Consider the following 23,017-nt stretch of genomic DNA (forward strand, 5'->3'; position numbering starts at 1 on the left):
CGTTTCGGCTCTTGCGCGCGAGTATCGCGGGGCGGGAGAGGCGCTGGCAATCCGCCGGACGGCGGGGCTGCCCGGCGGGCGCGCATGGGAGTTTCGTGGCTCCGCAAAAACGCGAACGGCGCCGGAGATGTCTCCGGCGCCGCCGCTGGGATCGGGATTCGCGACCTACTTGGTGTCGTAGGTGAAGATGTCGCGGTCCTTGGTCTCGGGAACGAAGAGCAGGCCGATGACGAAGGTCATGAGCGCGATCACGATCGGGTACCAGAGGCCGTAGTAGATGTCGCCCGTGGCGGCCACCATGGCGAAGGAGGTGGCCGGCAGCAGGCCGCCGAACCAGCCGTTGCCGATGTGATAGGGCAGCGACATGGCGGTGTAGCGGATGCGAGTGGGGAAGAGTTCCACCAGCGCGGCGGCGATCGGGCCGTAGACCATGGTCACGTAGATGACCAGGATCGTCAGGATGCCGATGATCCAGAGCGACCTGCCGCTGCCGAGCGCCGAGAAGAAGCCGTTGACCTTGATGATCTCGGCATTGCCGGCGGCCGGATAGCCCGCCGCCACGGTGGCGGCGGCGAGGTTGCGGGCGAAGGCGGCGTCGATCGGGATCGCCGTGCCGTTGACCGTCAGCGTGGCGCCCGAACCGGCCGGTCCGGCCACCGTCTCGTACTTGATCGCCTGGTTGGCGAGCGCGACACGGGAGACGTCGCAGGGTGCGGTGAAGACGCGGGTGCCGACGGGATTGAAGACGTTGCCGCAGCCGGCGGGATCGGCGGTGAGCACCACCTTCACCTGCTCGTGGGCGCGGTGCAGGGCCGGGTTGGCGGCCTTGGTCAGCGACGCGAACAGCGGGAAGAAGGTCGCCGCGGCGATGAGGCAGCCGGCGAGGATGATCGGCTTGCGGCCGATCCTGTCGGACAGCGCACCGAAGACGATGAAGAAGCCGGTGCCGAGGATGAGCGACCAGGCGATCAGCACGTTGGCGGTGAACAGATCGACCTTCAGGATGCTCTGCAGGAAGAACAGCGCGTAGAACTGGCCGGTGTACCAGACCACGGCCTGGCCGGCCGTGAGGCCGAACAGGGCGAGCAGGGCGATCTTGGCGTTCTTCCACTGGCCGAAGGCTTCCGACAGCGGGGCCTTCGAATGGGTTCCCTCTTCCTTCATCTTCTTGAAGGCCGGGCTCTCGTTCATCTGGAGACGGATCCAGACCGAGATGCCGAGCAGGAACACCGAGAGCAGGAAGGGCAGACGCCAGCCCCAGGACGCGAAGGCCTCCTCGCCCAGATAGAGGCGGATGCTGAGGATGACTACCAGCGACAGGAGCAGGCCGACGGTCGCCGTCGTCTGGATCCACGACGTGTAGAAACCGCGGCGGCCGGGCGGAGCGTGCTCGGCGACATAGACGGCGGCACCGCCATACTCGCCGCCGAGGGCGAGGCCCTGCAGCATGCGCAGCACGATGAGGATCACCGGGGCGGCCCAGCCGATCGTGGCATAGGAGGGCAGCAGGCCGACCAGGAAGGTCGAGATGCCCATGATCAGGATGGTGACGAGGAAGGTGTACTTGCGGCCGACCAGGTCACCGAGCCGGCCGAACACCAGCGCGCCGAAAGGGCGGACGAGGAAGCCGGCGGCGAAGGCCAGCAGCGCGAAGATGGCGCGGGTGTTGGCGTCGAAGGGCGCGAAGAACTGCGCGCCGATCATCACGGCGAGCGAGCCGTAGAGGTAGAAATCGTACCATTCGAAAATGGTGCCGAGCGAGGAGGCGAGAATGACCTTGCGTTCTTCCTTGGTCATGGGGCGCGGGGTTGCCGGCGCCGCGACGGCGGTTGCCATCGTCATGGGACGTTCCTTCCTTGGGAGGTGAGCACGTGTGCGGGGGAGGCCGCTTCGTAGCTTCGTTTCTTTGGATCGGAGTGCCGAGGGTGCGACACAGGCGCACAGGGCTAGGACGGCCCGGACGCGCTGTCGCTTGGACATTGGTCGATGAAACTTTGGTCGATCGGCACTTCGGCCTAGGCCGGCTGAGGCCCCGGCGCGCGAAGACGCCGAAAAGTGGCGATCCTGTGCCGATTTTCCGGCGTCGACATGGTTAGTCGAAAGTTGAAGCGACGAAAGATGTAAGCACTACTACTCTGATGGCAGCGGCGGGACTCAGGCTCGCACGCCAATCGACCGGGCCAACCCGGCCCCAAGCGCCCGTTAGAGGCGTGAAGAAGATCAGGGAGGATGATTGGATGCCTGAACAACACGATTCCTACTGGGCCAAGACCAGTTCCCTCATGTACGTCATGCTGGGGCTGTGGTTCTTCTTCAGCTTTGCGGTCCACATGTTCGTGGTTCCGCTCAACAAGATCGTCATCCTGGGCTTTCCGCTCGGCTTCTACATGGCCGCGCAGGGCTCACTGATCGCCTTCGTCGCGATGCTCTTCTGGTTTGCCAAGGCCCAGGACCGCATCGACGTCGAAGAGGGCGTGGCGGAAGAGGAATAAGGGGGCTGTCATGGCGACTCAAGAATCCGCCGGCGGCGGCGATTTTCTCAACAATCTGGGCAGGGTCTACGGGATCTACACGGGAGGCTTCGCCGCCTTCATCGTGCTGATCGCCATCCTCGAGCAGCTCGGCGTGCCGAACCGCGTGCTCGGCTACATGTTCGTGGGCTTCACGATCCTGGTCTATGCCTTCATCGGCATCATCTCGCGCACCATGCAGGTGTCGGAATATTACGTGGCGGGCCGACGCGTTCCGGCCTTCTACAACGGCATGGCGACGGGCGCCGACTGGATGTCGGGCGCCTCCTTCGTCGGCATGGCCGGCTCGCTCTTCCTGCTCGGCTACGACGGCCTCGCCTTCGTGCTCGGCTGGACCGGCGGCTACGTGCTGGTGGCCATCCTCGTCGCGCCGTTCCTGCGCAAGTTCGGTGCCTATACGGTGCCCGACTTCCTGGCGGCCCGCTACGAGGGCAACGGCGCCCGCCTCATGGGCGTCATCGTGCTCATGGCCTGCTCCTTCACCTACGTGGTGGCGCAGATCTTCGCGACGGGCCTGATCGCCCAGCGCTTCCTGGGCATGGACTTCGTGGTGGCCGTCTATGTCGGCCTGCTCGGCATCCTCGTCTGCTCCATGCTCGGCGGCATGCGGGCGGTGACCTGGACCCAGGTGGCGCAGTACATCGTGCTGATCGTCGCCTACCTGATCCCCGTCGTCATCCTGTCGGCCAAGAAGTTCGGCATCCCGATCCCGCAGCTCACCTACGGCCAGGCGATCGCCCAGATCACCTCGCTGGAGCAGAGCTTCGTCGCTCAGGGCCTGGCTTCGGCCGAGGCCATGGCGGCGAGGGCGCACGTCACGCCGTTCAACAGCTACTCGCCGGCGAACTACTTCGCGCTGATCCTCTGCCTGATGGTCGGCACGGCCTCGCTGCCGCACGTTCTGATGCGCTATTTCACGACGCCCAGCGTCAAGGAAGCGCGCATCTCGGTGGCCTGGTCGCTGCTCTTCATCTTCCTGCTCTACTTCACCGCTCCGGCCTATGCGGCGTTCTCCAAGCTCGAGGTCTATTCGACCCTGATCGGCAAGAACATCGCGGACATGCCGCAGTGGGTCTACAATTGGGGTTCGCTCGGCCTCGTCACCATCTGCGGCAAGGCGGCAGCCTCGGCCGAAGCGGTGCGGGCGGCGTGCAGCGCGGTGGCCGGCCATGCCGGAATCCTGCGCCTGCAGGACTTCGGCATCAACACCGACGTCGTGGTTCTCTCGACGCCGGAAATCGCCGGCCTGCCCTATGTGATCGCCGGCCTCGTCGCCGCCGGTGGCCTCGCCGCCGCGCTCTCGACCGCCGACGGCCTGCTGCTGGCCATCGCCAACGCCCTGTCGCACGACATCTACTACAAGATGATCGATCCGAACGCGCCCACCGCGCGCCGGCTCATCGTGTCCCGCATCTTCCTCGTCCTCGTCGCCGTGGCGGCGGCATGGACGGCGTCGCAGAGACCGGCGGACATCCTCTCGATGGTCGCATGGGCCTTCTCGATCGCGGCGGCCGGCCTCTTCCCTGCACTCGTCCTCGGTGTGTGGTGGAAGCGGACGACCAAGCAGGGTGCGATCTGGGGCATGCTCGCCGGCTTCGGCGTCTGCATGCTCTACCTGGTGGTGACGCGCTACTTCCCGGGCTTCGGCGTGAAGTTCCTGGCCATGTCGTCGCTGCTCAACCCGGTCACGGGGGCGCCCGTCGTCGATCTCAATGCGGCCATGGCGGCTCCGAACGCCATGCAGGGTTGGGTCGCCGCCTCGCACCCGCTCGCCTCCAAGGTCGGCTGGTTCAACATCAACAACATCTCGGCGGCTCTCTTCGGTCTGCCCGTCGGGTTCCTGGTGATGTATGTCGTGTCGCTGATGACCCCGGCTCCCTCCAAGGAGATGCAGGACTTCATCGACGCCTGCCGTCGCCCGAAGGGCCAGACCCTCATGGAAGAGAAGACGGCCTGACGGCGCTCTTCGCTTCATCACGATGTCACCGGGCGGGGGCTTCAACTCCCCCGCCCGTTCCCGTCCCCGGCGCATCCCGCGCCTGGCCTGAGGCACCATGACCCCCTCTGCCGCCGACTGGCTCTACCACGGCCCCAATCTCGTGATCGCCGCGCTGCTCTACACGCTGATCGGCCGATACATCCTGTCCCTGCTGTTCAAGCCCGACAGCGACAAGGTCATCTGGCGCGTCTTCGCCCAGGTCACCGATCCCGTGCTCGGCGCCGTCAGGGCCATCACGCCCGCCGTCGTTCCCAACGGCCTCGTCATGATCGCCGCCATCTTCTGGCTGATCATCCTGCGCATGCTGTGGCTCCTCGTCGCCGCCATGTGGGGCTTCCTGCCGCGCGTGGGGGCCTGACATGGACGAGCGCGAAACAGCCCTCCGGCAGGACGGCTTCATCCTCGGCATCGCCACCCTCGGCCTAGTCAACGGCATGCACTTCTCGCCGCTCTATGACGGCGCCTTCGTGCTGCTGCGCCCCATCCTGGCGACGCTGTTCATCACCTCGCCGGTGGTCCAGTTCTACCTGTCGTCCCTGCTACTGGCGGTCGGATCGGTGCTTCTCGCCGGCATTCCGGCCGCCGTCTTCGAACGCATGACGGGGCGCACCACGAGCGACGCCACCTCGCTGACCATCTGGCTCGCCGGCACCGGTCTTCTGGCGCTGCCGGCCTTCGGGCGGCTCCTCGGAGCCTTCTGAGCGGCGCGTTCAACAGCGCGTGAGCCGTGGCTGCCTGCGCTCGCATGTCGCACCCGGCATGGTTTAGGCTCCGGGCTTCGTCGTCCTCGTCGCCGGGTGTCCATGTCGCCAGAGATCAGGCGTGCCGCCATCGTTTCCACCTCCCGCGGTTGCGGGTTCGCCGCCCTCGCCATCGTCACTGCGATGATCGGCTTCGCCTCCGAGCCGGCTCTCGCTCTCAGGATCGGCGGCGTCGCCTTCCTGCTCGCGGCCGCCATTCTCATCCTCAAGGCCTGGCGCGCGCCGCGCATGCCGTTCCGCTCCACCGAGGTCTGGCTGCTGCTGGACGACGCCGACAGGCCGAGCCCCGGCTTCGCCCAGACGGCCATATCGGGCGCGCGGGTCGAGGCCTTCTACCGCTTCGCCCATATGGCGGCGACCATCGCCGCGGTGCTGCTCACCGGGGCCTTGCTCGCCGGGCTCATGGTCGACTGAAACCCCGCCGCCGTTCACCACGCTTGCAGACAAGGGGCCGGCACGGGGGCCGGAGCCTTCCGCGGCCTCGCGCGCGGCGCTAGTCTCAGGGTTGGGGAAGGCGCCTGAACGCGAGAGGTCCGCGATGCGCGGTTGGTCATCCATGCCGGCTCTGCTGGCGCTGCCGATCCTCGCCGCCCTCGGTGGCACGGCCGGCGCCCAGACCCGCAGCGTCGCCATCGTCGAGGAGCGGGGCAGGGGCGGCGAGATCGTCACGCGCCACCTCTATCACTGCGCGGGCTGTGCCGTGCGCCGGACCCGCGCCGGTGTCTGGCGCGAACGCCCGCCCGTCGTCGACTATCGCCAGGCACTGCCCATCTACCAGCCGCCGATCTACACGCACCCGCCGCACGTCATGCCGCTGCGGCCGGTCGGCCCGGGCTCGGCAGCCTATCCGGTGACGGGCGCTCCGGCGCGGCCCGCCATGGCGCCGCGCCAGCCCTATTACCCGAGCGGCTCCGAGGCGCGGGTCATCACCCTCGACGGCCCGGCCGCGGGGGCGCCACGCCGGCGGCCGCCGGGCCGGCCCTGATCAGCGGCGCAGGCCGAGCCGCGTCGTCACCGCGTAGAGCGCCAGGGCGGCGGCATTGGAGACGTTGAGGCTCTTGATGGCGCCGGGCATGTCGATGCGCGCCAGCGTATCGCAGGTATCGCGGGTGAGCTGGCGCAGGCCCTTGCCCTCGGCGCCGAGCACCAGCGCCACTGGCTCGCGCAGCGTCACCGCGTCGAGATCCGTCTCGCCCTCGCTGTCGAGGCCGATCACCTGGAAGCCGCGGTCCTTGAGCTCCGTCATGGCGCGCGACAGGTTCTGCACGGTGACGAAGGGAACATGCTCGAGGCCGCCCGAGGCGCTCTTGGCGAGCACCCCGGTCGCCTCCGGCGAATGCCGGTTGGTGGTGACGATGGCCTTCACGCCGAAGGCGGCGGCCGAACGAACGATGGCGCCGACATTGTGCGGATCGGTGATCTGGTCGAGCAGCAGCAGCACGCCCTCGGCCGGCATGGTGTCGAGATGGGGCGGGTCGAGCGCATCCGCTTCGGCGAAGAGACCCTGGTGCACCGCGTCCGGCGTCGCGGCGAGGCGGCGGTCGATGTCGCGCACCGGCACGATGGTGGCCTGGTGGGCGATGCCCTCCTCGTCGAGCCGCTTGGCGCCGTTCTCGGTGGCGAGCAGCAGGCGAATCCGCCGGTCCTTGTTGCGCAGCGCCTCGGACACGGTGTGCCAGCCGTAGAGCAGCACGGTCCCGGTGGCGAATTCCGGTGCCGGCTCGCGCAGCACGCGGCCGCCGCGGCCCTTGAACGGTTTGCCGGGCTTGGAGAAGGGGCGGAAGGGCTTTTTCGGGCCCTTGGGAGGCGGTGTGGTCATGGGTCCTCTTCCCACGCGCCGCCCGGCTTCGCAATGGGCCACGCCACGATGAAGCTTTGCCGGTTGACAGGGAGGGGGGGCGTCCCTATCAAGCCCGCCACGCCCTGCGGCCACGGCCGCACGGGACTGGGACGGGGGAATGTCCCGAGCGGCAAAGGGGGCGGACTGTAAATCCGCTGGCTACGCCTTCGTAGGTTCGAGTCCTACTTCCCCCACCATCCCACCCCCGGCGTTTCATACGAGAGTCGAAGTCGTCGTCGCTCCCGCGGCCGGCCCCTCAGGACGACGGGCCCGACGGGATGACGATGGTCCGTGCCTCGGCGAGGCCGATCCCCGCGGCGCGGAAGGCGGTGAGGATGGCGCGGTAGAGGTCGGAGCGCACCCGGTCGAGATTCGACACCCGGTCGCAGAGGACCGACAGATCGAAATCGATGCCGACCTCGCTGACGCGCACGATGGACACCGAGGGCGCCGAGGTCTTCAGCACGTTGGCGTGCTCCTCGCCGGCGCGGCGGAGAATGTCGAAGACGCTGTCGAGGTCGCTGTCGCGGGCGACCGAGAGCCGCACCGTCGCCCGGTGCGTGGCATCCACCAGCGAGCGGTTCTTCACGATCGACGACACGATGTCCGAGTTCGGCACGATGACCGTCGAGTTCTCGCCGAGCGTCAGTTCGGTGGCGCGCACGCTGATCTTGGTGACCTTGCCCTCCTCGCCCTTGACCACGATGGTGTCGCCGACGCGGATCGGCCGTTCGGCGAGCACGATCAGCCCGGCGACGAAATTCTGCACCACCTGCTGCAGGCCGAAGCCGATGCCGACCGACAGGGCGCCGGCGACGAGCGCGACGTTCTGCAACTGCACGCCGGCCACCGCGAGCGCCACCGTCATGGCGACGAGGAAGCCCGCATAGCCCGCGACCGTCGTGACGGAATGGCGCACGCCGTCGTTGAGGCCGGTGCGGGGCAGGAGCTGTCCGTCGAGCCAGGAGACGAAGAGCCGCGTCACCAGGAGCCCGGCGCTGAACAGGATGACGGCGATGCCGGCGGCGCCGAGCCAGCCGCGTACCTCGCCGAAGCGGACGCCGAAGAACACGTCCTCGAACGGGTTGAGATTGCCGAATTCCAGTCCCCAGGGGCTGAACAGGACGAGGATGGTGAAGAGCACCGTCGCCACCCGCAGCATGCCGCCGATCACCGTGCCGGCGAGGTCGACGGTCGCCGGCCGTACGCCGAAGGCCGAGGAGAGCGTGGCATTGGCTTTCGCGCCGGGCGCCACGGCATCGTAGAAGACCGTGTCGATGGCGACGTAGATCAGCACGGCGAGGCAGAGGATGATGGCGGTCGCCAGCGTCCGCCCGACCACGAAGCCCGAGAGGGCGATGAATCCCATCAGCAGCGAGCCGATGATGACCAGGGCGAGGACCCAGAAGAACGGCCGCATCAGGTGGAGCGGCAGGGCGATGAGACCCGACACCGGCGGATCGGCGAAGCGCGGCTTGTAGCGCAGCAGCAATGCCGCGCCCGTCACCGTCACCCAGAGCGACACCAGCGCCGTGACCGCGACGGTGACCGACAGGTGGGTCTCCGCCAGTTGGACCACGCCGAGCATGACCAGTCCGACGAGATAGGTGGCCAGCACCACGTCGAGGAACAGGACCGAGCGGCCGGCGGTCCCGTCGTCGGTCTTCAGCACGCGGTACGCCGCGTGCCGCGGCGAGAACACGGCGTGGGTGGCGCCGGTGGCGAGGCCATAGACGAGGACGGCCCCGGCGAGCCCGAGCAGGAAGGTCTGGATGTCCTCCGGCCCGACGTCGAAGCGGGCGACGGCGATCCAGATGAGCAGGCTCACCGCCAGATAGGGCAGGGCGCGCATGGCCAGGACGAGGTAGGCGAGGGCGACGATGCGCGCCTTGCTGGGGGCCTCCTCGCCCCCGGCGATGGCGCTGGCCCGAAACCGCTCGAAGCGCCGCCTCGCCCAGGTGAGCAGCCCCGCGGTCACCAGCGAGAGACCGGCGAGGCCGCCGATGACCGGCCAGGCGTCGCCGCGCGACATGCCGCGGGACAGTTCCTCCGCCTTGAAGCCGAGCCGCGCCCTGAGGTTGGGCAGGCTGATCTCGACGAGCTGGCGCCAGAACCGCGGATAGAGGATGGAGTTCTGGTGCGCGAAGATGCGCGAAGTGAAGAGTTCGCGCCGCGCCTCGTTGATCTCGCCCCATATCTGCTCCGCCTGGACGAGCAGGGCCCGCGTCGCCCTGAGGTGCCGCTCGATCTCGCCGACCGTGTCCTGCTTCTGTCGCCGGGACGCGGCGACGTCGGCCGCTTCGGCCGGTGCGCCCGCGGCCGGCGCCGGCCCGAGTTCGCTGAGCTGGGCGTTCTCGGCCGTCAGGCGCTGCTGCAGGGCGCCGACGATCTCGCGCAACGTGTCGCGCACCGGTTCGATCTTCTCGCGCAGGTCCAGAAGGCCGGCGAAATTCTCCGCCTGCGCCTCCTGATCGCGCTCGACCTCCGCGATGATGCGGCGGGCCTCGGCGACCTTCTGGCTCTCCTCCACCGTGATGGTTTCGGCCCGCAGCGCGAGCGGCGCGGCCGCAGCCAGGGCGAGGGCCAGCGTCAGGAACAGCGGCAAGAGGCGGCGCACGGGTGACACTCCGGGAAAGGTGGCGAGGCACCGCTAGCCGACCGCCTGCCGGATGACAACCCGCACTCGAACCGGCGGGCCGCCGCCCGCCGCGCGTCAGATGCCCGTGCCGTCCACCAGCGTCTCGCCGACGATGTGCTGGCGGATGCCGGCGACCAGGTCCGGAACCTGGGACTGGCTTCGCCGGCGTGGCCGCGGTGCGTCGACGATGGTGTCCGCGACCACCCGCCCGGGGCTGCCGGCCAGCACCACCACCCGGTCGGCGAGATAGGTCGCCTCCTCGATGTCGTGGGTGACGAAGAGCACGGTCTTGCCGGTGAGCTGCCAGATGCGGACGAGTTCGTCCTGCAGCCCCTCGCGGGTGATGGCGTCGAGCGCCGAGAAGGGCTCGTCCATCAGCAGCACTTCCGGCTCCACGGCGAGGGCGCGGGCGAGGGAGACGCGCTGGCGCTGCCCGCCGGAGAGCTGGTGCGGCCAGCGCTCTGCGAGGTGCGCGAGGCCGACGATCTCCAGCGCGGCGCCGGCCTTGTGGCGGCGTTCCGTGCGGCTGAGGCCGCCGCCCTCGAGGCCGAAGGCGACGTTGTCGATCACCGTCCGCCAGGGCAGCAGGCGCGAGTCCTGGAAGACGAGCGCGAGCGGCTGGCGCTGGCCCGGCCGCGGCGTGATCCGCACGGAGCCGGAACTCGCCGTGGCGAGCCCGATCAGCACGCGCAGGAGCGTCGACTTGCCGACGCCCGACGAGCCGACGATGGCGATGAAGGCACCGCGCGGCACGGCCAGGTCCAGGCCGCGCAGAACCTCGTTGCGCTGGCCGTCGCGCGCGAAGGTGAGGCCCAGATCCTCGATGTCGATCACGCTTTCCATCTGAGCACCCACCCCTGAACCGCCACGAAGACTGTGTCGAGAATCCCGTAGAGCGCCGCCATGGTCAGCATGTAGACGACGACGAGTTCGGTCGCGAGCAGGCTGGAGGCCTGGATCATCCTCTGCCCGAGGCCCGGCACGCCGAAGATCTCGGCCGCCACCACCGCCATCCAGGCCTGGCCGAGGGCCGTGCGCAGGCCGACCAGGATGCCCGGCATGGCCGCCGGCAACAGGATCTTGGTGAGCCGCTCCCGGGCCGAGCGGAAGCCGAAGGCCTCGGCCACCTCGACGAGGTCGCGGTCGACGCCGCGGATGGCGCCGTGGGCGGCGAAGAACACGATCCAGAACACGCCGATGGCGATGATGAACACCGCCGCAGCCGGACTCACCCCGAACCAGATGATGGCGAAGGGCACCCAGGCGAGGCCGGGGATCGGGCGCAGCACCCGCACCACCCAGGAGCTCATGTCCTCGGCGAGCCGCGACATGCCCGTGGCGACGCCGGCGATGAGGCCGAGCACCGCGCCGGTCACGAGGCCGATCGTGTAGTGGCCGAGGCTCGCGCCGACCGCGGCGCTCCAGGCGCCCGACTGGAGCTCCGCCCAGAAGGCGGCCGGGATGACGCTCGGCGCCGGCAGCAGCATGGGATTGAACAGGCCGAGCCGCGGCAGCGCCTCCCAGACGAGAACGAAAAGGGCGAGGCCCGCCGCGGCGAGGCCGGTGCGCCTCAGTCCGTCCAGCGCGGGTCGGGCAGGCACGGCTGTCGGCGGTGCGACGGAAAGGGTGGTATCGGTCATGGCGTCGGTCCCGTCCGCGGCCTCAACTGGCCGCCGGCGCCCGCTCGAAGAAGCGGGTCTCGAACAGCCCGTCGAGCGACACGGATTCGCGCAGCGAGCCGAGCTTCACCTGGTAGTCCTGCATGGCGGCCGTCGGCGCGATGATGGCGCGCGGATCGATGCTGAACTTGCTCGCCGGCGACTTCAGAGCCGCCCGGATGATGGCGGGATCGACGATGCCCTTGGCGAGGTTGGCGGCGACGTCCGGTGCCGCCTTGTCGGGGTCCTGCGTCAGCAGCCGCCCCGCCTTCACGAGGCCGTTGACGAGCCCCTGCACCCGCTCCTCGTTGCGGGCGAGGAAGGCGCCGGAGATCGCGACCACCGACCCCGGCTGACCCGGGAACAGCTCGTCGCCGACGGCGATCAGCTTGATGGCCGGGTTGCGCTTCTGCACGATGGTCAGCGCCGGCTCGCGGATCGTGGCGCCCTCGACGGCGTCGGCGAGGATGGCCTGCTGGGTCGCGTCGATGCCCATGGCGACGATCTCGACATCGGCCCGGTCGGCCTTGATCTGCTCCCAGAGCCAGTACTGCAGCGTGGTGTTGGGCACGGAACCCGGCGGCTGGGTGGCGAGCCGCGCCGGCTTGCCGGTCTGGGCGCGATAGGCGCGGAAGGCCTCGGCATGGGAGGTGCCGGGCTTGAAGAAGGCGGCGAGGCGCGGCGTCGCCACGAAGACGTTCTCGCCGGTGGCGGTACTGGCCACCACCTTGACGTCCACCCCGCGCGACCGGGCGACGCCGAGCGGCGCGACCCCGGCGACGTAGATGTCGATCGTTCCCGAGGCCAGCGCCTGGATCATGTTGGGGCCGGATTCAAAGGTGGTGATGGCGAGGTCGAGGCCGGCTTCGCGGGCCCAGCCTTGCCGGTCGACGACGAAGAGTGGTGCGGCACCGACGATCGGGATGACGCCGACCCGGGCCCTGGCGCTCTGGGCGCGGGCGGAGGTGAACGCGGGGGCGGCGAGCGCGGCGCCGAGCACGGTGCGGCGGGTCAGGGGGAAGGACATGGCACGACCTGTTTCGGACGGAAAACGAGGTCGGAGGAATAAGAAAATTCTCTCTAAGCGGCAATTGGCGCGGGAAAATAAAAGAAAAAGTCTCCAGTGTGACTTGGAGAGGAGAAGAATTGTCGCGGCAGGCTGGATGCGGCGGGGCCGATGTTCCCCGCCTCAGCGGGGAGCCGGCGCCCCCAGTCCGTCGCGCAGCACGCGCTTCATCACCTTGCCGTTGGCGTTGCGCGGCAACGGCTCGCTCTGGATCGTCAGCGTCTCCGGCACCTTGTAGTCGGAGAGCCGCGCGGCGCACCAGGCGTGCAGGGTTTCCGGCGCCGGGTCGCTCGCGTCCGTGACGACGAAGGCATGCACCCGCTCGCCGAGCACGGGGCAAGGCACCGCCACGACGGCACATTCGACGACCCCCGGGCAGGCGATGAGGATCGTCTCCACCTCCGCGGTGAAGATCTTGTAGCCGCCGCGGTTGATCATGTCCTTCTTGCGGTCGAGGACCTGGACGAATCCCTCGGCGTCGATGCTGCCGATGTCGCCGGAATGCCAGAAGCCGGCGGTGAAGCCGGTTCGCGTCGCCTCCGGATTGTTCCAGTAGCCCCGGACGACGTGCGGCCCGCGGATCCAGATCTCGCCCACCTCGCCGCGCGGCACCTCTCGGCCCGCATCGTCGACGACGATGATGTCGACGCCCGGCGCGGCGATGCCGACGCTGTGGCCGTGGGTCGGCGTGAAGCGCGGCGGCATGATCGTGGTCGGGGAGGTGGTCTCCGTCGCCCCATAGGCGTTCATCAGCTTCAGGCCGGGGCAGCGCTCGGCGAGCTTCTCGATCGTTGGGGTCGGCATGGGCGCGCCGCCATAGCCGCCGATGCGCCAGGCGGAGAGGTCGTGGGCGGCGAAATCGGGCTGCAGCAGGCAGAGATTGTACATGGCCGGCACCAGCACCGACATGGTCATCCGCTCGCGGGACGCCAGCACGAGGAAATCGGCGGCCTTGAAGGCGGGCATGATGACGAGGGTCGCCGCCGCCCTGACGGTGCAGGTGACGTTGGCGATGAGCCCGGTGACATGGCTGAGCGGCACGGCGGCGAGCGAGCGGTCGGCCGACGTCAGCGCCATGCAGTGCTCGTAGACCAGCGAGGAATGGACGATGCCGAGATGGGTGAGCATCGCCCCCTTCGGCCGTCCGGTCGTGCCCGACGTGTAGAGGATGACGGCCGTGTCCTCCTCCGCCACCGGCGCCACGGCCGGCGTCGGAGCGCCCGCATGGCGCACCAGCACCGTCTCGAGGGTTTCGGCGCCCGCGGCCGTCCCTCCCACGGTGATGCGGCGGGACAGCCCTGGCGCCTCGGCCGCCGGCGGCAGGCGGTCGGCGAGGTCGGCCTCGTGGATCAGCAGGCCCGCGCCGCAATCGCCGAGGACATGGGCGATCTCCGGCCCCTGCAACCTCAGGCCCATCGGCACGGCGATGGCGCCGAGGCGGGCGAGGGCGAAGAGGACGGTGACGAATTCGGTGCGGTTGCCGATGAGCATGGCGACGCGGTCGCCGGCGGTGACGCCTTCGGCCGCGAGCGCCGCGGACAGCCGCTCCACCGCGGCGGCGAGGTCGGCATAGGTCAGCCTGGCGTCTCCGCAGACCACGGCCTCGCCGCCGGGCCGGCGGGCCGCCGCCTCCGCGAGGAGCGCGTAGAGGCTTTCCGGGCGGTCCGGGAAACAGGCGACGACCCGGTCGCCGAAATGCGCCTCGAGGCGGAGTTGCGGGCCGTCTTCGCCGATCCAGCTCGGCGCGGCGGAGGAGGTGTCAGACGGCATGGGAGGCGGCCACGTTGGCGCCCCGCTCGATCACATATTGCCGGTCGAACAGGGACTGGGAATGGTTGAGGTCGGACTGCGAGATGAGCACCGAGAGCTCGGTGCCCTTCAGGCCGGAAATGACCTCGGAGAGACGGTGCGACAGAGCGGGGGCGACGCCCTCGAAGGGCTCGTCGAGCAGGAGCAGCCGCGTGCCGACCGCCATCGCACGGCACAGCGCCACCAGCTTCTGCTGGCCGCCGGAGAGGAGCAGGGCCTTGCGGTCCTTCATCGCCTCGACCTCCGGCAGCATGCCGTACACGAAGGCGAGGCGTTCCTCCGCCTTCAGGGTCTTCGACACCCAGACCGGCAGCAGGATGTTCTCCTCCACGGTGAGTTCCGGCACGAGCTGGCGGTCCTCGGGCATGTAGCCGATGCCGAGCGGCGCCCGGCCGTGCCGCGGCACGCCCGCGAGGTCCTGGCCGGCAAAGGCGATGCGCCCCTCGACCAGCGGCAGGTGGCCCATGATGGTGCGCATCAGCGTCGTCTTGCCGGCACCGTTGCGCCCGACGATGCCGATCATCGCCCCCTGCGGCACGGCGATGGAAAAGCCGCGCAGGGCCTGCATCGACTGGATGGAGACGGCGAGCCCGGTCGCCTCGAGCAGGTTCGGGGCCGTCATGCCGCGCCTCCGCTGACGTAGCGCTTCACTTCGCCGTCGCTGAGCACGTGGTCCGGCGTGCCGTCGGAGATGACGCGGCCGGAATAGAAGGCGATGACCCGGTCGGCATAGCCGCGCACGATGTCCATGTCGTGCTCCACGAAGACGATGGTGGAAGCCTGGCCCGAGACCGCCTCCATGACCCGGTCCATGGCCGGGAACTTCTCCTCGGCGCTGACACCCGAGGTCGGCTCGTCGAGCAGGAGCAGCCGCGGCCGGCGTGCCAGCGCCATGGCGATGTCGAGGAGCTTGCGCATGCCGCCGGGCATCTCGCTCACCGGCCTGTCGGCCATGGCGAGAAGGCCGAAGCGGTCGAGGAGCTCGCGCGCCCGCGCGTCGCGCCCGCCCGCCGCCGGATCCGACCAGAACGACAACCCGCGCGGCTCGGCGGCGGCGATGGCCACCAGCATGTTCTCCTCCGCCGTCAGCTCGATGCAGAGCTGCGGAATCTGGAACGAGCGGCAGATGCCCTTGCGGGCGATGGCGCGGGGCGCGAGACCGGTGATCGCCTCGCCGTCCAGCTCGATCGCGCCGGAATCGGGCTTCAGATAGCCCGTCACCATGTTGACGAAGGTGGTCTTGCCGGCGCCGTTCGAGCCGATCAGGCAGAGCTTCTGCCCCGCCGGCACCTCGATGGTGACGTCAGAGGCGGCGACGACGGCGCCGAAGCTCTTGGCGAGGCCGCGGGCCGAGAGGACCGGGCGGGTCTCGGAGGTCATGCCTGCGTCTCCCCGCCGGTCGCCGGCGCCTTGCGCCGGCCCGCCCACAGCGAGCCGATGCCGGCGGGCAGGAACAGGATGATGGCGAGCAGGAACAGGCCGAGCGCCATCTGCCAGGTGTTGGGGAAGTAGAGGTTCGAGAACGACCGCACGAGTTCCAGCGCCAGCGAGGCGATGAACACGGCGGTGACGCTCTGCGAGCCCGCGAGGATGGCGACGAAGACGAACTCGCCCGACTGGGTCCAGTAGGCGAAGGTCGGCTCGATATGGCCGAGGGCGACGATGGTGAGTGCCCCGCCGAGCCCGCCGAGGGCCGCCGCGATGGTGAAGTTGATGGCCATGACCGCCTGGACCGAGGTGCCGAGATATTCGACCCGCAGGCCGTTGCCGTGGATGGCGCGGGTCATCAGGCCGCGCGCCGAGCGGGTGTGGAGCGCCACCGCCGTGGCGGCGAGCCCGGTGAGCAGGATGGCGAGGGCGTAGAGCGCATAGTCGCCGCCGGCGCCCTCCAGCCGGACGCCGAACAGCGTACCGCGCGGGATGTTGAACCCGTCGGAGCCGCCCACCGCCGGCGATTTGATCAGCACGCCGTAGGCGACCATCGAGAGGGCGAGGGTCAGCATGCCGAAGAAGATGCCGGTGTAGCGGGCGAGGAGGGGACCGACGGCCGCGCCGACCAGCGCGGCGGCCGCCGTGCCGATGAGGATGAGGACGATCACGTCGGTGATGCCGAGCTGGGTGAAGGCGAGGGCGGCTGCATAGCCACCGATGGCGAAGACCAGGCCCTGGCCGAAGGAGACGAGGCCGCCGCGCATGATGACGAGGATGCCGACCGAGACGATGCCGTGCGAGGCGGCGAGGGTGACGAGGAACAGCAGCCAGCGGGGCAGGGCGAGGCCGATCAGCAGCAGGGCCGCCATGATGCCGGCGGCGCCGAGGACGAGGGCGAGGCGGGACATCAGATCTTCCTCGCCGCGGCGCGCTGGAACAGGCCCTCGGGGCGGAAGATGAGCACCGCCGCCATGACCAGATAGATGGAGAAGAGCTCGGCTTCCGGCAGGAGATGCACTGCCGCGGCGCGGGCGAGCCCGACGATGACGGCGCCGATGGCCGCCCCCTCGATGGAGCCGAGGCCGCCGATGATGATGACCGCGAAGGAGACGATGATCACCGAGACGGAGATGCCCGGCTGGACCGAGATCATCGGCGCGGTGAAGGCACCGCCGAGCGCGGCGAGGAAGACGCCGAGGGTGAAGGCGACCATGTGGACCTTGTCGACGTTGACCCCCATCGAGGCGCTCATCTCGCGTGAGAAGATCACCGCCAGCACCACCTTGCCGGAGCGCGTGCGGTTCAGCGCGAACCACACCGCGATGCCGCAGGCGATGGCGAGGCCGATGAGGGCGAAGTCGTAGCCGACATAGAAGAGCGAGGCGAAGGCGACGTTGCCGAAGAGCTGGTAGGGCTCGGAGACGTAGTAGGGATTGACGCCCCAGATCAGCTTTAACGCGTCCTCGAGGATCAGGAAGAGGGCGTAGGTGACGAGCAGCAGCACCACCTCGTCGCGGGCATAGAACAGCCTGAGGAGATAGCGCTCCATCAGCGGCCCCATGACCAGCGCCACGCCGACGGCCGCCAGCAGCATGGCGACGAGGGCGAAATGGCCCCCGAGCCCCCAGGAGGCGAAGAGGGTGACGAGGCTCGCCGCCACATAGGCGCCGACCGCGTAGAGACTGCCATGGGCGATGTTGAGGATCTTCAGGACCCCGAAGACCAGCGTCAGCCCGAGGGCGACGACGAACAGCCAGGAGGCATAGATCAGGCCGTCCATGAGGATGGTGAGGGCGAGCTGCACGGGGGTCTCCGCAGGGCGTCGGGCGAAGCCGCGGCCCCATCGGGACCGCGGCCTCGGACTGGCTGCCTCAATTGGCGGGCGTGTCGCACTTGGCGCCGGGGAAGCCGGCCTTGATCCAGTCGAGCGAACGCATGTTGGCCGGCGGATTGACGCATTCGGCGGCGAAGCGCTGGATGTCCTCGATCACCACCTGGCGGCGGGCGGCATCCCAGCGAGTGCGGCCGATCGCCATGCTTTGGATCGCCTGGTGGCCGTTGCCGAGCTTCATCTGGATCAGGCCGCCCGGGCTCTGCCATTCGCTGCCGCGCATCGCGTCGGCGAGCTGTTCCGGCGTCGGCTTCTTGCCGCCGTTCGCCGCCATGGCCTTCTCCACCGCCGTCTTCAGGCCGAGCAGGGCCTGGGTGATGCGATAGGCGGCCTGGACCGGATAGACGCCGCCGCGCGCCTGGCTGTAGCCGTCGAAGAACCAGCGGTTCAGCGGCGTATCGGGCGACATCAGGCCATAGGCACCGCGGGCGCCGATGATCGTGCCGTTGGGCATCCGCTCACCCAGCGGCTGCAGCACGTGGTCGGCGGCGCTGAGGACGAGCTGCGAGCGCTGGAACACCCCGCGCGGGGCGCCCTGCAGGATGAAGGCCTGGAGGTCACCGCCCCAGAGCGAGGAGTAGATGACGTTGGAATTGGCCCGCGCCAGCGCCGAGATCTCGGTGCCGTACTGGCCGGCGCCGAACTTCGGCAGCAGGTCGGCGTTCATCGTCGCCTGCGGATAGAGCTGCTGCATGGCGGCGATGAAGTCGCCGCGCGAGTCCTGGCCCCAGGCATAGTCCTGGTTGATCAGGCTGAAGCTGCCGGCATTGATGTTGCGGGCGCGCATGTAGCGGGCGAGCGCCACGTTGTCCTGAGTGGCGTGGGCCGCGGTACGGAAGACGTAGCGGTAGCTCGAATCCTCGAAAATGCGCGGCGTGCCGCAGTCGAAGAGGATGAGGAACTTCTTCAGCTCCTCCGCCACCGGGGCGACGGCGAGGCAGTCGCCGGAGCCGATATAGCCGACGACGGCGTCGACGTTCTCGCGCTGGTAGAGGTTGCGCAGCTCCTGGACCTGCTTGGTGGCGCCGCCGTTCTCGTCGACGATGACCGGCTCGATGCGCATGCCGCCGAAGCCGACCTGATTGTAAGGCGCCGGCGCGGCGCCCTTGTTGAGCTGCTCGATGAGGAATTCGGCGCCGTGGCGCGCCGGCACGCCGAAGCTCTCGGCGGCGGGGCCCGACAGGAAGGTGACGATGCCGACCCGGAAGGTCTCCTGCGCCCGGCTCTCCGGGGCGGCGACGAGGCCGACGGTCAGGGCCGCCGCGGCGGCCAGCATGCGCCCGGCGAGACGGCGCAGGCCGATGGAAGGCATGGGGTTTGGCGACATGGATCTGCTCCCTGGGTCCGCCGGCGGCGGTGACGGTTTCCTCGAATGGGCGCGGCCTTGAAGGCCGTCTTGGGTGCCGGCGCCGCTGGCGCGGCGGTTTGGCGACCGACTTTGTCGGACAATCGAACACTGGCCGCCAATGGGTTCCGAGGTCAAGCCTCGCACGGCCAGGAAGGGCCTCGCGCCGCATCCGTCGAAGGAGAGAGTGGCGGGCGGTCGTGCCTCAGCGATAGGCGCCGGGCAGGGCGAGATGGGTCGCGAAGGTCCGTTCGATCGGGTCGTCCAGGGACTTTCCGGCGATCTCGAAGCCGCGCCGCCAGTCGGCGATGTGGCGTCGCATCCAGTCGCGCGCCGTCGCGGGGTCGTGGGAGCGGCAGGCCTCGATCAGGTGGCGGTGCGCCTCGAGATTGCGCGGCCCGGCCGTGTCCACCTGGTCCATGATCATCTTCAGGGTGGGGGTGAACAGCAGGCCCACCGGCTCACGCGCCAGTTCCAGCACGCGGTTCTTCGACACCCGGGCGAGGAGGGCGTGGAAGTCGCTGTCGGCCTCGCAGAAGGCCTGGTGGTCGGTAATCCCCGCCATGCGGGCGAGATTGTCCTCGAGCGCGGCGATGTCTTCCGGCGTCGCCCGCGCCGCCGCCGCCTCGGCCGTGGCCGCCTCCAGCGTCATCGCCGCCTCCCAGACCTCGCGGAACGTGACCTGGTGCAGCACCAGCGCCCGGCTGACGCGCGTCGCCAGCCGGTTGTAGCGCGGCAGGCTGACATAGAGCCGGCGGCTCTGGTCGCGGCGGATGAGGCCGCCCTGTTCCAGCAGGCGGATGCCCTCGCGCACGGTCGAGCGGTTGACGCCGAACTGGCGCACCAGGTCGGCTTCGGTGCCGATCCGGTCGCCCGGTTGCAGCTTGCCGCCGAGAATGTCGTTCTCGATCGCCTCGGCCACCCGCTGGTAGGTCGGTGTCGGCGCCAGTCGCTCGAAACGGTTGGGTTCCATGCCTGTCGGTTTATCCGACAAAGTCGGATTTGTCAGCGTGGCCGCGACCCGGCGGGAACATGACACCGTCTGCCTCGTTGTGCGGGTGCGAAGAGGGCGGTCTCCATGAAAATCACCGTAGCGACCCGGCTGGTCTATGCCTGCCGGCCCGGCACCCATGTCACAGCCGTCGTCCAGGCGGCACGCTCCCACGACCAGCGCGTTCTGGGCGAACGGCTGACCCTCGGCGCGGGCACGCGCCTCGCCGAGGAGGCCGACGCCGAGGGCATCCGCTGGCTGCGCGGGGAGGTGCCCGAACGGTTCGAACTCGGCTACGAGGCCGAGGTCGACAACGGCGCGCGGTTGCTGCTGCCGGCCGAGGGGCGCCAGTGGCACCGCACCGAACTGCCGCTGGCCGTGCTGCCCTTCCTCCTGCCCAGCCGCTTCTGCCCCTCCGACCTCTTCGTCCGTTTCGCCTGCCGGGAGTTCGGCGGCATCGAGGACGGCGTCGGCCGGGTCATGGCGATCGCGGACTGGATCGCCGCCCACGTCGACTACGTCTCGGGCGTCAGCACCCCGGAGAGCGACGCCGCCCACACCTTCACGCTGCGCGCGGGTGTCTGCCGCGACTTCACCCATCTCGGCATCACGATGTGCCGGGCCCTCGGCATCCCCGCCCGTGCCGTGAGCTGCTACGCCGCCGCACTCGCACCGCCCGACTTCCACGCGGTGATGGAGGTCTTCCTCGACGGCGCCTGGTGGATCGTCGACCTGACGCGGCTCGCCCCCGTCGAGGGCATGGTGCGCATCTGCCACGGCCGCGACGCCGCCGACATCGCCTTCCTGACCACGGACCAGGCCTGCGAGCTGGTGGAGCAGACGGTGACGGCCACGGCGCCGGACCGAGCGTCAACCAATCCGTAAGCACGGCGCGCTTACATGGCGGGGGGCGCTTCGACCGCGCCGCGGAGCCCGTCATGCTCGCCGAATCCGGCGCGACGCTCGTCGCCATCTACCGCGCGCATCTGTTTAGCCCCGCCAATCTGGCGGTGCTGAGTTTCGTCGTCGCCTTCACCCTGCTGGCCGTCGCCATCGGCTGGCGCAGCCGCGTGCTCTCGCCGCTCGCGCTGCGCAATTCAGCCGCCTCGCTGGCCACGCTGGCGGTCAACATCCTCATGGCGCCGGTCGTCTACGTGGTCGCCGGTCTCGCCGGCGCCGGCTATGGCCGCCTCGGCATCCCCTCCATCCCGGAGAGCGCCTGGGACGGCGTGCCCTGGCTGGTGATGGCGGTGGTCGGCGTCCTCGGCAAGGACTTCGCCGACTACTGGTCGCACCGCGCCCTCCACACGCCGCTCGGCTGGCCGGTTCATGCGGTCCATCATTCCGATACCCATGTGAACGGCTTCACCGCCTTCCGCATCCACTTGCTGGAGGTGGTGACGATGAAGGTCTTCTACATTGCGCTGCTCACCTGGCTGGGCATTCCCGCCGGCGCCATCGTCGCCGCCTATGTGGTCGCCTCGCTCCACACCGCCTATGTCCATCTCGAGCTGGATATCGACCACGGTCCGCTGAACTGGCTGGTCGCGTCGCCGCGCTTCCACCGCTGGCACCATGCCGACGTCCCCGAGGCCTACGGCAAGAATCTCGCGAACATGATCCCCATCTGGGACCTGATGTTCGGCACCTATCACCGCCACGACAGATGCGACGCACCCATGGGCGCCCTTCGTGAGGGCGTGCCGGACACCGACGCCGCGAAACTGGTCACGCTACCCTTCACGCTGTGGTGGCGGCAGGGCAAGGCGGCGCTCGCCCGCCGGTGGCCGAGGCGCGGACCGGCGGCCTGACGCCTCAATGCGCCGAGTCGGCGCAGAGGCCGTGATCGGCGAGCACCTCGATGACCCGGCATTCGCCGATGGCCCCGTGCGGGCCTTGATCGACCATGCGGGCGATTTCCGCCCGCAGGGCCGACAGCCGGCTGATGCGGTCGTCGATCGTGGCGAGGTGGCGCCGAGCGATGGCGTCGGCATCGGCGCAAGGCCGTTCCGGCTCTCCGGCAAGTGCGATGAGCTGGCGGATTTCCTCGATCTCGAATCCGAGATTGCGGGCATGGCGGATGAAGCCGAGGCGCTTCAGATCCTCCCCGCCATAGCTGCGTCGCCCTGCCTCCGTCCGCGGCACCGGCGGCATCAGGCCGATCTGCTCGTAGTAGCGGATGGTCGGCACCTTGACCCCCGTCTGCTTCGACAGGGCGCCGATGGTCAGGTCGCGCATGGCTGTCCTCCGCTTGATCCTCTAGTGACTAGAGGAATTAGGGGCTGAGGCGACAGGATCCAAGCAGGAAAGCCCCATGTCCGCACCCGCCCCTTCGCCCGCCGGTTTCGACGGCACCGACCCGCGCTACCGCGCCATTCTGTGGATTGTCATCGCCATCAACGGCGTCATGTTCGCCGTCGAGACCTTCGCCGGCCATCTCGCGGGCTCGCAAGCCCTCAAGGCCGACGCGCTGGATTTCCTGGGCGATACCCTCACCTACGGCCTGTCGCTCGCCGTCATCGGCCGGCCGCTGCGGGTCCGCTCCGCTGCGGCGCTCGCCAAGGGCGCCAGTCTCCTGGTCATGGGCCTGTGGGTGTTCGGCTCGACCCTCTGGCAGGTGCTGGTGCTCGGCCTGCCGCGCGCCGAGTTCATGGGGATCGTCGGCTTCCTGGCGCTCGCCGCCAATCTCGCCAGCGTGCTGCTCCTCGCCCGCTACAAGGACGGCGACGCCAACGTCCGGTCGGTGTGGCTCTGCTCGCGCAACGACGCCATCGGCAATGTCGTCGTCATGGTGGCGGCCGGTCTGGTCTGGTGGCTCGCGAGCCCCTGGCCGGACCTCGTGGTCGCCTTCGTCATGGCGGCGCTATTCCTCCATTCGGCGACGCTGATCCTCGGCCAGGCCTGGGGCGAATGGCGCAGCGGCGTCGACCGCGGCGCGCTGATGGGCCACGGCCACGATCACGGCGGCGACGATCATCACGACCATGCCGGTCACCGCCACTGACCGTTCGGCCGATGTTCATCCGGCGGCCATCGTCGCGACATCTTGGTGGCCAT

General features: G+C 69.3%; 23 protein-coding genes and 1 tRNA gene. 10 read left to right on the top strand and 14 right to left on the bottom strand.

Annotated elements, in window-relative coordinates; genetic code table 11:
- Positions 1-165: 165 nt before the first annotated feature.
- The gene (locus tag C6569_RS05760; protein WP_181313928.1) at positions 166-1,842 is read right to left on the bottom strand and encodes an MFS transporter; all 1,677 of its coding nucleotides are present in this window, start codon (positions 1,840-1,842) and stop codon (positions 166-168) included.
- Positions 1,843-2,237: 395 nt separating this feature from the next.
- Here C6569_RS05760 and C6569_RS05765 point away from each other — a divergent pair, with 395 nt between their 5' ends.
- The 6 genes from C6569_RS05765 to C6569_RS05790 all read left to right on the top strand — a co-directional run bounded on the left by C6569_RS05765 (position 2,238) and on the right by C6569_RS05790 (position 6,276).
- Positions 2,238-2,492, top strand: coding sequence for a DUF4212 domain-containing protein (locus tag C6569_RS05765; RefSeq protein WP_106747948.1), 255 nt, complete (start codon positions 2,238-2,240; stop codon positions 2,490-2,492).
- Between the two features lie 10 nt (positions 2,493-2,502).
- Positions 2,503-4,488 carry a sodium:solute symporter family protein gene (locus tag C6569_RS05770; RefSeq protein ID WP_106747949.1) on the top strand — a complete coding sequence of 662 codons (1,986 nt, stop codon included), beginning with the start codon at positions 2,503-2,505 and terminating at the stop codon, positions 4,486-4,488.
- Positions 4,489-4,585: 97 nt separating this feature from the next.
- Entirely contained in the window at positions 4,586-4,888 is a 303-nt protein-coding gene (locus C6569_RS05775; RefSeq protein WP_106747950.1) for a YggT family protein, read from the top strand.
- A 1-nt stretch (position 4,889) separates the two neighbouring features.
- Positions 4,890-5,231, top strand: coding sequence for a hypothetical protein (locus C6569_RS05780; protein ID WP_106747951.1), 342 nt, complete (start codon positions 4,890-4,892; stop codon positions 5,229-5,231).
- A gap of 102 nt (positions 5,232-5,333) precedes the next feature.
- Positions 5,334-5,705, top strand: a complete 372-nt coding sequence (locus tag C6569_RS05785) for a hypothetical protein (RefSeq protein WP_106747952.1) — start codon at positions 5,334-5,336, stop codon at positions 5,703-5,705.
- A gap of 124 nt (positions 5,706-5,829) precedes the next feature.
- Positions 5,830-6,276 carry a hypothetical protein gene (locus C6569_RS05790; protein ID WP_146144743.1) on the top strand — a complete coding sequence of 149 codons (447 nt, stop codon included), beginning with the start codon at positions 5,830-5,832 and terminating at the stop codon, positions 6,274-6,276.
- Here C6569_RS05790 and rlmB read toward each other — a convergent pair whose 3' ends face one another.
- Entirely contained in the window at positions 6,277-7,110 is an 834-nt protein-coding gene (rlmB, locus tag C6569_RS05795; protein WP_106747954.1) for a 23S rRNA (guanosine(2251)-2'-O)-methyltransferase RlmB, read from the bottom strand.
- 133 nt (positions 7,111-7,243) lie between these two features.
- Here rlmB and C6569_RS05800 point away from each other — a divergent pair.
- A tRNA-Tyr gene (locus C6569_RS05800) sits at positions 7,244-7,328 on the top strand.
- A 59-nt stretch (positions 7,329-7,387) separates the two neighbouring features.
- On the opposite strand, the gene C6569_RS05805 is transcribed toward C6569_RS05800, so the two are convergent.
- From C6569_RS05805 to C6569_RS05855, 11 genes are all read right to left on the bottom strand, one after another.
- Positions 7,388-9,748, bottom strand: coding sequence for a DUF3772 domain-containing protein (locus tag C6569_RS05805; protein ID WP_146144744.1), 2,361 nt, complete (start codon positions 9,746-9,748; stop codon positions 7,388-7,390).
- A gap of 96 nt (positions 9,749-9,844) precedes the next feature.
- Complete coding sequence (locus tag C6569_RS05810) at positions 9,845-10,612, bottom strand: ABC transporter ATP-binding protein (protein WP_106747956.1); 768 nt, start codon at positions 10,610-10,612, stop codon at positions 9,845-9,847.
- A complete protein-coding gene (locus C6569_RS05815; protein WP_425440712.1) occupies positions 10,600-11,352 on the bottom strand; it encodes an ABC transporter permease in 753 nt (250 codons plus the stop codon). Before C6569_RS05815 ends, C6569_RS05810 begins: the two co-directional genes overlap by 13 nt.
- 79 nt (positions 11,353-11,431) lie before the next feature.
- Complete coding sequence (locus C6569_RS05820) at positions 11,432-12,454, bottom strand: ABC transporter substrate-binding protein (RefSeq protein ID WP_106747958.1); 1,023 nt, start codon at positions 12,452-12,454, stop codon at positions 11,432-11,434.
- 162 nt (positions 12,455-12,616) lie between these two features.
- Positions 12,617-14,263, bottom strand: coding sequence for a class I adenylate-forming enzyme family protein (locus C6569_RS05825; RefSeq protein ID WP_106747959.1), 1,647 nt, complete (start codon positions 14,261-14,263; stop codon positions 12,617-12,619).
- Positions 14,253-14,924: an ATP-binding cassette domain-containing protein gene (locus C6569_RS05830; protein WP_106747960.1), complete on the bottom strand. Its 672-nt coding sequence runs from the start codon at positions 14,922-14,924 to the stop codon at positions 14,253-14,255. Before C6569_RS05830 ends, C6569_RS05825 begins: the two co-directional genes overlap by 11 nt.
- Positions 14,921-15,682 (bottom strand): ABC transporter ATP-binding protein, encoded by a 762-nt coding sequence (locus C6569_RS05835; RefSeq protein WP_106747961.1) that lies wholly within the window; start codon positions 15,680-15,682, stop codon positions 14,921-14,923. The genes C6569_RS05830 and C6569_RS05835 overlap by 4 nt, the downstream gene beginning before the upstream one ends.
- Complete coding sequence (locus C6569_RS05840; protein ID WP_106747962.1) at positions 15,679-16,641, bottom strand: branched-chain amino acid ABC transporter permease; 963 nt, start codon at positions 16,639-16,641, stop codon at positions 15,679-15,681. The genes C6569_RS05835 and C6569_RS05840 overlap by 4 nt, the downstream gene beginning before the upstream one ends.
- On the bottom strand, positions 16,641-17,537 hold the full coding sequence (locus C6569_RS05845; protein WP_106747963.1) for a branched-chain amino acid ABC transporter permease: 897 nt from the start codon (positions 17,535-17,537) through the stop codon (positions 16,641-16,643). The genes C6569_RS05840 and C6569_RS05845 overlap by 1 nt, the downstream gene beginning before the upstream one ends.
- Positions 17,538-17,604: 67 nt before the next feature.
- Positions 17,605-18,951 (bottom strand): ABC transporter substrate-binding protein, encoded by a 1,347-nt coding sequence (locus C6569_RS05850; protein WP_342750255.1) that lies wholly within the window; start codon positions 18,949-18,951, stop codon positions 17,605-17,607.
- Between the two features lie 223 nt (positions 18,952-19,174).
- Entirely contained in the window at positions 19,175-19,942 is a 768-nt protein-coding gene (locus C6569_RS05855; protein WP_106747964.1) for a FadR/GntR family transcriptional regulator, read from the bottom strand.
- 105 nt (positions 19,943-20,047) lie between these two features.
- On the opposite strand from C6569_RS05855, the gene C6569_RS05860 reads away from it, so the two are divergent.
- Both C6569_RS05860 and C6569_RS05865 read left to right on the top strand, forming a co-directional pair.
- Positions 20,048-20,845, top strand: a complete 798-nt coding sequence (locus C6569_RS05860; RefSeq protein WP_106747965.1) for a transglutaminase-like domain-containing protein — start codon at positions 20,048-20,050, stop codon at positions 20,843-20,845.
- Between the two features lie 53 nt (positions 20,846-20,898).
- Complete coding sequence (locus C6569_RS05865) at positions 20,899-21,771, top strand: sterol desaturase family protein (RefSeq protein WP_106747966.1); 873 nt, start codon at positions 20,899-20,901, stop codon at positions 21,769-21,771.
- 4 nt (positions 21,772-21,775) lie between these two features.
- Here C6569_RS05865 and C6569_RS05870 read toward each other — a convergent pair whose 3' ends face one another.
- Entirely contained in the window at positions 21,776-22,198 is a 423-nt protein-coding gene (locus C6569_RS05870; RefSeq protein WP_106747967.1) for a MerR family transcriptional regulator, read from the bottom strand.
- Between the two features lie 76 nt (positions 22,199-22,274).
- On the opposite strand from C6569_RS05870, the gene C6569_RS05875 reads away from it, so the two are divergent.
- Positions 22,275-22,964, top strand: a complete 690-nt coding sequence (locus tag C6569_RS05875; protein ID WP_106747968.1) for a cation efflux transmembrane domain-containing protein — start codon at positions 22,275-22,277, stop codon at positions 22,962-22,964.
- Positions 22,965-23,017 lie beyond the last annotated feature (53 nt).

Origin of the sequence: Phreatobacter cathodiphilus (assembly GCF_003008515.1) — a bacterium.
GTDB classification, from domain to species: Bacteria; Pseudomonadota; Alphaproteobacteria; order Rhizobiales; family Phreatobacteraceae; genus Phreatobacter; species Phreatobacter cathodiphilus.